An 8858-nucleotide genomic window follows, 5' to 3' on the forward strand; every position below is an offset into this window, starting at 1 on the left:
GATCAGAGCTACTGGACTTCAGATCATCCTCGGGAAGGTGCGCCCACTTTCACGCCCCCTCGCCGAGGCTCATCCACAGGTTCTGATCATTGCTCAAGGGCTTGAGGCCATCCTCCCTGTTCAGCACGTCAACGCGCGGATCAACGCGCCGACTTTTTCAGGTCTTAGTAGCTAGGCGCGGGTGGGCTCTGGGATTTAGCGCTCCACGGTGGCTGGCGTACCACGCCCGAGGAGTGTGTGGTGGCAGTGAAGCGCTATGACCGCGACTCAGACAGCTTGAATGGGCGGCCGCGAGGACTGCATGTGCGAGGACGAGGTCTGTGAGCTGGGGCAGGTAGCATGTGCTGTCTGGTGTGTCGAGACCGTCTGACATTATCGGGCTTCGTGCCGGTCGGGCACGTGTTCCCCCTCGGGAGTCGACTCAGGTGGTGTGCCGTCTCCAAACGGCCTACCGCCTAACTCTTCGCGGCCGTGCGGCGTGAGCCAGTTTGACAGGTCAGGACCCTTCGGCACGACTTGTGTCGGATTGATATCCGTGTGCACGGTGTAGTAGTGCTGCTTGGTCTGCACGAAGTCGATGGTGTCGCCAAAGCCCGGCGTCTGGAACAGATCCCGCGCGTAGGCCCACAGCGTCGGCATCTCTGTGAGTTTCGACCGATTGCATTTGAAGTGGCCGTGATACACGGAGTCAAATCGGGCCAGTGTGGTGAACAGCCGGATGTCTGCCTCGGTGATGGTGTCGCCGACGAGATAGCGTTGGGTCTGTAGGCGCTCAGAAAGCCAATCGAGTGCGCTGAATAATCGGTCGTAGGCTCTGGCGTATGCATCCTGTGAGCTCGCGAAGCCGCATTGGTAGACGCCGTCGTTGACCTCGGTGTAGATGCGCCGGGCGACGTGGTCGATCTCGTCGCGCCGTCGCTCGGGATAGAGCTGGGGGGCGCCCTCGCGGTGGAATTGGGTCCACTGCGTAGAGAAGTCCACGGTCATTTGGGCGAAGTCGTTGGTGACGACTGCGCCCGTCGGCACGTCCACGATCGCGGGCACGGTAATTCCCTTCGGATAGTCGGGTATGCGCTTGTTGTATGCGTCGCGTAAGAAATGGATCTTCAGCACCGGGTCGAGGCCACCTGGGTCGAGGTCGAAGGCCCAGCTGCGTGCATCGTGCGTTGGTCCGCAAAAGCCAATGGAAAGAACCTTTTCCAGGCCGAGCAGTCGTCGCACAATGATCGTGCGGTTGGCCCACGGACAGGCCCGCGCGACGATCAGGCGGTAGCGGCCTGGTTCGACGGGATAGCCATCGCGGCCGTCAGCGGTGATGCGGCTGCTGATGTAGTTGGTGTCGCGGTTGAATTCGCCGCCGGCGGCGACATAGCTCATGGTTTATTCGTCTCTTTCAAGGGATTACCCGATCTGGAGTCGTGTGGGATTGATGTGGCCGTAGGTTTAGACGATGGGGCTGGTCAGGGCTTCGACCTGTAATCGGTTGGCCGCCTTCGGCGTCGAAAGAGCGTCTTCGACCGACTGGGTATTAATGCCCATCAACACATCTCACGTTTGTACCTAGAGTTCATTCGCTCACTAGATTCGCGGCCGGGCGGAATCATTGGTGTAGCTCGCATGCGCTGCGCTCCACGTTGGATCGATCAGCCACCGCCGCGTGGAATGAGCAAGTCCTGCCACGCGCGCGGCCGCCCGTCGTGAGCGAGATCGGTTTGCGTGTACTGCTTACCGTCGGGCCCGGTGTAGGTGCCGGTTGCGGGGTCATACTGGGCGACCGCGATGGGCGGCGGCGCGGGGGCACCGGCTGGTGGCGGCGTTCCCGGCGGCTGCTGGGGTACCGACTGGCCGGACAGCGTGGCGTTCGGGTCGCCCTTCCAGTTGTAGCCGTCGTTGAGAGGCACGTAGTCTTCGTCGCTCTCGCACAACTTGACGGTGGGTGCACGCTTGCCTGGGCGTGTGATGCACGGGGCGTTACGCGCACCGCGCACGTCCAACGCCGAGTCTTGCGGCACCCGGCAGTACATGTCGCCTGCGGGCCGTTCGGGATAGTCCACTTCGCTGGGCGAGCGTACCTGTTGAGCGGGGAGGAAACCGGTGGTGCACGGCGGAGGGAGGTTGGCGTTGAGGTTGAACGACAGGAACAGTCCCTTGTAGTCCTGCTTGGTATCGCGGTTGGCGAGTTGGGCAGCCTGGAGCATCTCGATGTCCTTGGGGAACAGGACAAGGATCTGTTCGAGACTGGGCTGGTAGGTGACTGCCACCTGTTCGAGGTTGACGAGGTTGGCCAGGACCACGGGCAGCGTGGGCTTGAGACGGTCAACCAATTGGCGTGCTTCGTTTGTTGCAGCAGGCCCCTTGTCCAGCACGCCTTTCAGCGCGGGATCCTGTTCTTGCAGTTGACGAGTGACCTCAGCGACGTTGGCCGCCCAGGCCCGGATCGAATCCGAGGAGTTGGTCTGACTGTCCAACACGGGCTTGGATTGATCGATGACGGCGGTGAGCGAGTCGAGGTTTGCGCGCGCATCGGCGGCAAGAGTGGTCGCCCCTTTGACGATGCGCGCCAGTTCTGGCCCCAATCCTCCTATCGCCGTGTAGGACTCATCGATCACGGTCTTGAGATCGCCGTGGGGGATGGCTTGCAGGCCGGCGTTGGTCTGGGCCAGCAGGGTGTTGACATCCGGGGGCAACGTTGCGCGGTCGGCAGGTATCACGTCACCGTCCTTGAGCTTGGGGCCGTCGCCAGAGCGGGGGACGAGCTCGATGAACAACTCGCCGACAGCTGTCTGACTGTGCACGTTGGCGTCTACGTCCGCGGGAATCTTGGTGTCAGACTTCAATGACAGCACCGCGTCGACTCCGCTGCCGCTGATCCGAACGTCCTCAACGCGACCGATTTCAACCCCGCGGTAGGTGACGTTGCCGTCTTTGTACAGCCCGCCAGACGATGGAAGGTTCACAGTCACCTTGTAATGCCCGATTCCGAAGAGGGTCTTGGGCAGGTCGAGGTATCCGATGGCCATTGTGCCACCGGCGACGACTGCGACGACGGAGAAGACCGATAGTTGGCGTCTGACCAGCTTGCTGAGATACACGGTTACGGTCCCTGGTCGTAGCGGTAGGGCGCCAGTAGGGGGTTACCGGCGCCGTTGGGTGGCGCACTGTTGGTGCACGGACTGGGCAGCTGGCCAATGGTTCGGCCCCACTGCATCTCCAGCCATGTCAGATCGCATTCCCATCTGGTTCCGGTGAAGATCGAGCTGTCGATCCGGCTGAGCGTCAGGTCGACGACCAGACTCACGTTGGCGTAGTCGCCGCGGAACCACTTGGTCAATGTGGATTTCGGGAACGGGAATGTGGGTATCAGGTCCAACGCATGTGTCAGCGCCGGACCGGCGTTGGCCAGTGATTCCAGCACCGGCCCAAGGTCTTTGAGTTCCTGGACCAACGGCGCTTTGGTCTTGTTGACCGAGTCGGCGGCCAGCGCACTGAGTTTGCCCAGCTGATCGACCGCGTCGATGAGATTCTCCCGTTCTCGATTGACCACCGCCAGAGCGTCGGGAATTGTGTCCAGGCCCTTGTCGAGAACCGGCTTTTGCGCGGCGAATTGGCCCAGCAGGCGGTTGAGGCTGTCGCTGGTCGCGATGATGTCGCCGGTTTGATCGTTGATTCGGGTGACGAATGTGTTCAACTGATCCATCAGGCTGCGCAGGTCCCCCTCCCGCCCGGATAACGCGGTGCTCAGCGCCGTGGTGATGTCCTGCACCTTGGCGATGCCTCCGCCATTGAGCAGCAACGAGGCCGTCGCCAGGGTCTGCTCGGTCGATGGGTAGGCCTTTCCGGACGACAGCGGTATCAGCGAACCCTGATGAAGCCTGCCCTCAGGGGTGTAGTCAGTCGGCGGCGCCAGCTCGATGTGCAGCGACCCCAGTAATGCCGTCTGACCCAGTGTCACTGTCGAATTGGCGGGAAGCACCACATCGCCGTTGAGCTTCATGGTCACCAGCGCGTGCCAACCTTGGCGCTCGATCTTGATGACTGTGCCAACCGTGACGTCACCGACGCGCACGCGTGAATTGGGCTGGATGTTGTTCACATCAGGCATCTGCGCCTGGATGACGTAAGCCCCGGGCCCATTGCCCTCGGTTCCAGGGAGTGGCAGGGAATTCAGCCCTCGCCACCCACAGCCTGCGACCGTGACGGCCGTCAGGATGCACGTCAGGATAGCGGCCGGTATCCGTTGCCAGTTGCGCATGCTCATGACCCCGTCCTCGCCGGCAGCATCATTCCCGCCAGCCCGGCTGCTGGGTCGGTGGTCTGCGGCGCCGCCGCATCTGTGGGTGTCGCCTGTTCGGCGGCCAACGGGGGGCCAGGTGGCGCGGGCGCGGGGTCGCCGGTTGGCGGAGCGGGCGGCGCAGCTGGGGGAGGTTGCGGCGGAACGTAATCCGGGCGCATCCAGTCCTCGCTGTAGGAGATCTCGTTCGGCCGTGCCGTCGCGCCGACGAACGGGTTGAAGCCAAGCGGCGGGAAATTGTATTGGCGGTTCTTCACGATCGGCGCCAGGTACTGCACGCACAGCTTCGCCGACTGCTCGGCACCCAGACGTGATGCCGCCTGGATGGCGCCGCACAGGAAGTTGATGGGGTCGGCGAAGTTGTTGACCGCGGCGATGCCAGTGAGGCTGCCTTGTGCGGGTTGATAGAGGTTGGCGGCATTGGCCGCCGTTGTCGGCAGAATATGCAGGAGTTGTTTGATGTCGTCCAGACTTTCGTTCAGCGCAGTCGACACCGATGCGAGTTTGTCGGAGGTCGTGCCCAGCGCTTCGCGGTTGTCAGAAACGAAACTGCTGACCTTGCCGACCACATCGTTGAGGTCTTTGACCGCGCTGGCGACCTCGCCGGGTTCGTCGGCGAGCAGCCCTGTGACCGAAGCGAGGTTTCGGTTGAGGTTCTCGAGCAGTCCCGCGCTGTCCTTGAGCGCGGTCACCAGCGTGGCGATGTTCTTGACGGTGGTGAAGATGTCGCCGCTGTGATCGCCGAGCGCCGAAAGCGCCTGGGACAGTTTGATAACAGCGTCCCGGATCGCCGGGCCCTGACCGCGGAGATTGTCTGCGGCGGTGTGAACCAACGCTCCCAAGGTGCTGCTGCCGCCGGGCTTGGTGGGCTGCAACGCCTGGGTGAGGCGTTCAAGCTGGACGCGGACGTCGTCCCATTCCACCGGGACCGCGGTGCGCTCCTGGGGGATGACCGCGTCGTTCTGCAGAGCCGCGCCGCCGCTGTAGGGCGGGGTGAGTTGGACGGCGCGTGCGGTCACCAACGTCGGCGATACGATCACGGCTTTAACGTCGGCGGGAACCGCGTACGCACTGTCCAGCCAGAAGCTGATTTTCACCCGGGTGGGTTCTGGCTCGATCTTGTCGATCTTGCCGACGTTGACACCGCGGATGCGGACATCGTCGCCGGGGAAGATGCCGTTGCTGTTGTCGAAGTAGGCAACGACATGCGTGCGGTGCGAAGCCCGAATGGACTGCACGACAACGTATCCCCCGCCCACGATGAGGGCGACGATTACGGCTGTCAGCGCGGCCTTGACTCGGCGGTTATTGATCATCATTCCCCGCCTGACTCGAGGCCGTCGGTTCGGCAGGCGCGGGTACGAACACCGGGCTTGGCGTCGGCGGCGTTGATGCGGTGGAATCGGGAGTCTGCGTCGCCGGTGGGCCGGGAGGCGGACCACCCGGCGCAGGCGCAGGTAGCGGCTCCCGGTAGGGATAGCAGCCGGGGCCGGGTAGCGCGATTGCAGGCGGACCGCATGCCTGGTCTCCAGGCTTTCCGGTGATCGCGTCGGGCAGCGTCATATGCGGTTCGCCACCCTGCCCGGTGCGCGGATAGGGCACCGGAAGGGCTGGAGTTCCCGGCTGGCCCGTCTGCGGGTCTGTACGTTGCGACGGCAGCAGCACATTGGGGTCCAACCCGAGGTCGGAGAACGCGGAGTCGACGAATGGCTGAATGAACTGGCCCGGAATGAGGTTGGCTATATAGGCCTTGAAGAAGGGCCCCCCGGACAACACCTCGCCGAAACTCATCGCATAGGTGTTCAGCCCCTTGATTGACTGTTGAATCTCGGCTTTTCGGTTGTCCAGTGTCGCCAGCACGCCGTTGAGTTTGTCCAATGCGGGTTTGAGGGTGGCCCGGTTCTCGTCGATGAAGCCGCCAAGCTGCCGAGCCAGTGCAGAGATGTTTCCCGAGATGGCGTCAAGGGCAGCGCTTTGACTGCGAAGTGAGGCCAGCACCGAATCGGTGTTGCGAATGAGCGCGACGATCGTGTCGGTGCGCTCGGCTAGAACCGTTGTCGCTTTTCCGGCGTTCGACAACAGGTTCCTCAGTTCGGCGTCGCGCTGGCTGAGAGTCTGGGAGAAGCGCGCCACACCGTCAACGGCGACCTTCAGTTCAGGTGGGGTGTCCTTCAAGGTGTCTGACAGGGTCTGTAGCGCAGTTGACAGCTGCCCGGTGTTGACCCCGCTGATCGTTGCGGTCAGATCGCCGAGCGCATCCGGCAACTGGTAGGGAGATGTCGTGCGCTGCAACGGGATCGTCTCGTGGAGGTGGCCGGCGCCACGCGGAGTCACCTCCAGGAACTTGGCGCCGAGGACAGTTTCGGTCTTGATGGCGGCCTCGGTGTCCTCACCCAACCGGACATCTCCCGCGACGGTGAATTCGACCAGCACGCCTTGCCGATCGAGGGTGATGTTCTTGACCTTGCCGGATTCCAAACCCGACACTTCGACCGCTGCTCCGGACGTCAGGCCGCCGAGGTCTTCGAAGTAGGCCCGATAGGTGGTACCCGGTGAGACGAACGGCAGCTTGTTGTAGTTCAACAACCCCACGGTGACGATCACGATCAATGTCATGGTGACCGCGCCGATGATGATCGGGTTGCGTTCCTGGAAGGGTTTCATCGTGGTGTACACCTTCCGGAATCCTGGCCGACGATCTTGACGTAAACGGGTTGGCCCCCTTTGCCGTTGAGCTTCAACGCGATGTCGCACAGGTAGAAATTGAAGAAGTCCCCGCTGAGGCCCTGGCGGCCGAGCACACGGTAGGCGTCGGGAAGTGTCTTCAGCAGGTCGTCGAAGTAGTCGTGCTCAGCGAGAATGGCCGCTGATGCGCGGTCGGTCTCGCGGATCGTTTTCTGCAGGGGTGGGCGGGCCTGGCTCAGCAGGTCAGTGATCGTGGCCGCATTCTCGTTGGCGTAGGCCACCGCGGTGCTGATGTCCTTGTTGCGGGCGTCGAGTCCGCGCACCAGTTCGGAGAGCGAATCGACGGCCTGGCCGAGTTTGTCGCTGTGGTCGCCCAGCGAAGCCAGCACCGTATCGAGGTTGCCCACGACTTGTCCGATGAGTTCGTCGCGGTCGGCCAGGGTATTGGTCAGGGCTGCGGTCTGGGTGAGGATCGACCCGATGGTGGGACCCTGGCCCTGGAAGGCTGCGATGAGTTGCCCGCTCAGCGCGTTGACCTGGTCGGGATCCAGCGCGTGAAACAGCGGGCGGAAGCCGCCGATCAGCGCGTCCAGGTCCAACGCGGGTGCAGTGCGGTCCATGGGAATGGTCGCCCCCGGTGGCAGTCTGCGGGAACCGCCGGGACCCTGATCCAGGGCCAGATAGCGGCCGCCGATGAGGTCGTCGTATCGCACGATTGCCCGGTTGCCCTCGGTCAGCACCACCGAGTCGTCCGCGCTGAAGGTCACCAGCGCCGACGCATCATCTCTGATCTTGATGTCTTTGACTTTGCCGACCTCGACGCCGGCGATGCGGACGAAGTTGCCGTTCTTCAGGCCGCTCACGTTGCTGAAGACGGCGTTGTATGTCGTCTCCTGAGGAAACCGCAGCTGACCGTAGAGCGTGACCAGACACGCGGTGCCCACCAGACACACGGTGAGGAACGCGGCAAGTCGCCAGAGCAGTCCCGACTTCTTCCGCAATGCGGTTCACCTTTCAACGTAAGTGTTTGGTTCGGAGATCGCCGATGAGGCCGGCTTGTTTACGGCGGCGGGCTCGGTGGTGTGGAATCCGTTGCCGTACCGCTTGTTTCATCCGGCGCGGCCGCGGCTGCCGGGGCTGGCGGCACTCCGGGATACAGCGGTGTTCCGTCCGGCCCGTACTGCGGCGCCCCGTAAGGGGGTGCGCCAGGGTAGGGAATGGGGCCTGGGGCCGGAGGGCCGGGGTAACGGATGCTCGGCGGCTCGGGTACTGCGCGGGTGACGGGCAAGTAGTTGGCGTAGCCCGGGAATCCGATACCCGGATTGGGTCGCATGTCCAGGCCGGTGCCGAATCCCGTGTTCGTGACGAGGTAGCGGGCCGGCCAGTTCTGCGCGACGTCGGGAAGCGATCCGCAACCGGGCCTGCCGCCCGGACCGCCCTTGGCGGCGACAATCGGCAGGTTGTCCGGATACCGGTACGGGTCGTCCCCTAGAAGCAGACCGGCATCGATGATGAAGGATTTCCCGTTGCCGCCACCCATGATCCGCCGCATCTCCTCGTTCGTCTTCTGCGTGCCGACCAGCAGGCACGTGAGTGAGGGGTTGTACTTCATCAGTAGGTCCGTCGTCGGTGCCAGCAGGTTTATCGTCTGAACGAAGTTGTCCTTGTTCGGGCCCAGCAGGTCGGTGCCGCTGCGCGACAATCCGGCAATGCCGACCAGCAGCTGGTCGAGTTCGGTGGCTTTTGCTGTCACCGTTGCGCTTGTGGTGCTCGCCGCGGCGACCGTAGAGGAATTGTCAATACCTGTGGATCGGCGTGTTTCAGGCGACCTCCGTTCCGGCTTGCTGATCGCCGTCTGAGGGCGGTGTCGGTGGGGTGATTT

The 8858-nt window shown here is 63.2% G+C and carries 6 protein-coding genes and 1 pseudogene; all 7 read right to left on the reverse strand.

Annotation, left to right across the window (positions count from 1 at the left end; all coding sequences use genetic code 11):
* Nucleotides 1-372 precede the first annotated feature (372 nt).
* Complete coding sequence (locus AAHS21_RS31710; protein ID WP_342931239.1) at nt 373-1377, reverse strand: glutathione S-transferase C-terminal domain-containing protein; 1005 nt, start codon at nt 1375-1377, stop codon at nt 373-375.
* A gap of 266 nt (nt 1378-1643) precedes the next feature.
* A complete protein-coding gene (locus AAHS21_RS31715) occupies nt 1644-3092 on the reverse strand; it encodes an MlaD family protein (protein WP_342931240.1) in 1449 nt (482 codons plus the stop codon).
* Nucleotides 3093-3094: 2 nt separating this feature from the next.
* Entirely contained in the window at nt 3095-4252 is a 1158-nt protein-coding gene (locus AAHS21_RS31720; protein ID WP_342931243.1) for a virulence factor Mce family protein, read from the reverse strand.
* A gap of 2 nt (nt 4253-4254) precedes the next feature.
* Nucleotides 4255-5607: a virulence factor Mce family protein gene (locus AAHS21_RS31725; RefSeq protein WP_342931244.1), complete on the reverse strand. Its 1353-nt coding sequence runs from the start codon at nt 5605-5607 to the stop codon at nt 4255-4257.
* Nucleotides 5597-6955 carry an MCE family protein gene (locus tag AAHS21_RS31730; RefSeq protein WP_342931241.1) on the reverse strand — a complete coding sequence of 453 codons (1359 nt, stop codon included), beginning with the start codon at nt 6953-6955 and terminating at the stop codon, nt 5597-5599. The genes AAHS21_RS31725 and AAHS21_RS31730 overlap by 11 nt, the downstream gene beginning before the upstream one ends.
* Nucleotides 6952-7977 carry an MCE family protein gene (locus tag AAHS21_RS31735; RefSeq protein WP_342931242.1) on the reverse strand — a complete coding sequence of 342 codons (1026 nt, stop codon included), beginning with the start codon at nt 7975-7977 and terminating at the stop codon, nt 6952-6954. The genes AAHS21_RS31730 and AAHS21_RS31735 overlap by 4 nt, the downstream gene beginning before the upstream one ends.
* A gap of 59 nt (nt 7978-8036) precedes the next feature.
* Nucleotides 8037-8762, reverse strand: a pseudogene (locus AAHS21_RS31740) (MCE family protein); the annotation flags it as partial.
* Nucleotides 8763-8858: the final 96 nt, after the last annotated feature.

Origin of the sequence: Mycobacterium sp. 050272 (assembly GCF_039023525.1) — a bacterium.
In the GTDB taxonomy this organism is placed as follows: domain Bacteria; phylum Actinomycetota; class Actinomycetes; order Mycobacteriales; family Mycobacteriaceae; genus Mycobacterium.

What these genes read in the sequence shown, in the direction of transcription:
- AAHS21_RS31725 (WP_342931244.1), bottom strand. Translation starts at nt 5,607, where the DNA reads ATGATCAATAACCGCCGAGTCAAGGCCGCGCTGACAGCCGTAATCGTC.
- AAHS21_RS31720 (WP_342931243.1), bottom strand. Translation starts at nt 4,252, where the DNA reads ATGCGCAACTGGCAACGGATACCGGCCGCTATCCTGACGTGCATCCTG.
- AAHS21_RS31730 (WP_342931241.1), bottom strand. Translation starts at nt 6,955, where the DNA reads ATGAAACCCTTCCAGGAACGCAACCCGATCATCATCGGCGCGGTCACC.
- AAHS21_RS31710 (WP_342931239.1), bottom strand. Translation starts at nt 1,377, where the DNA reads ATGAGCTATGTCGCCGCCGGCGGCGAATTCAACCGCGACACCAACTAC.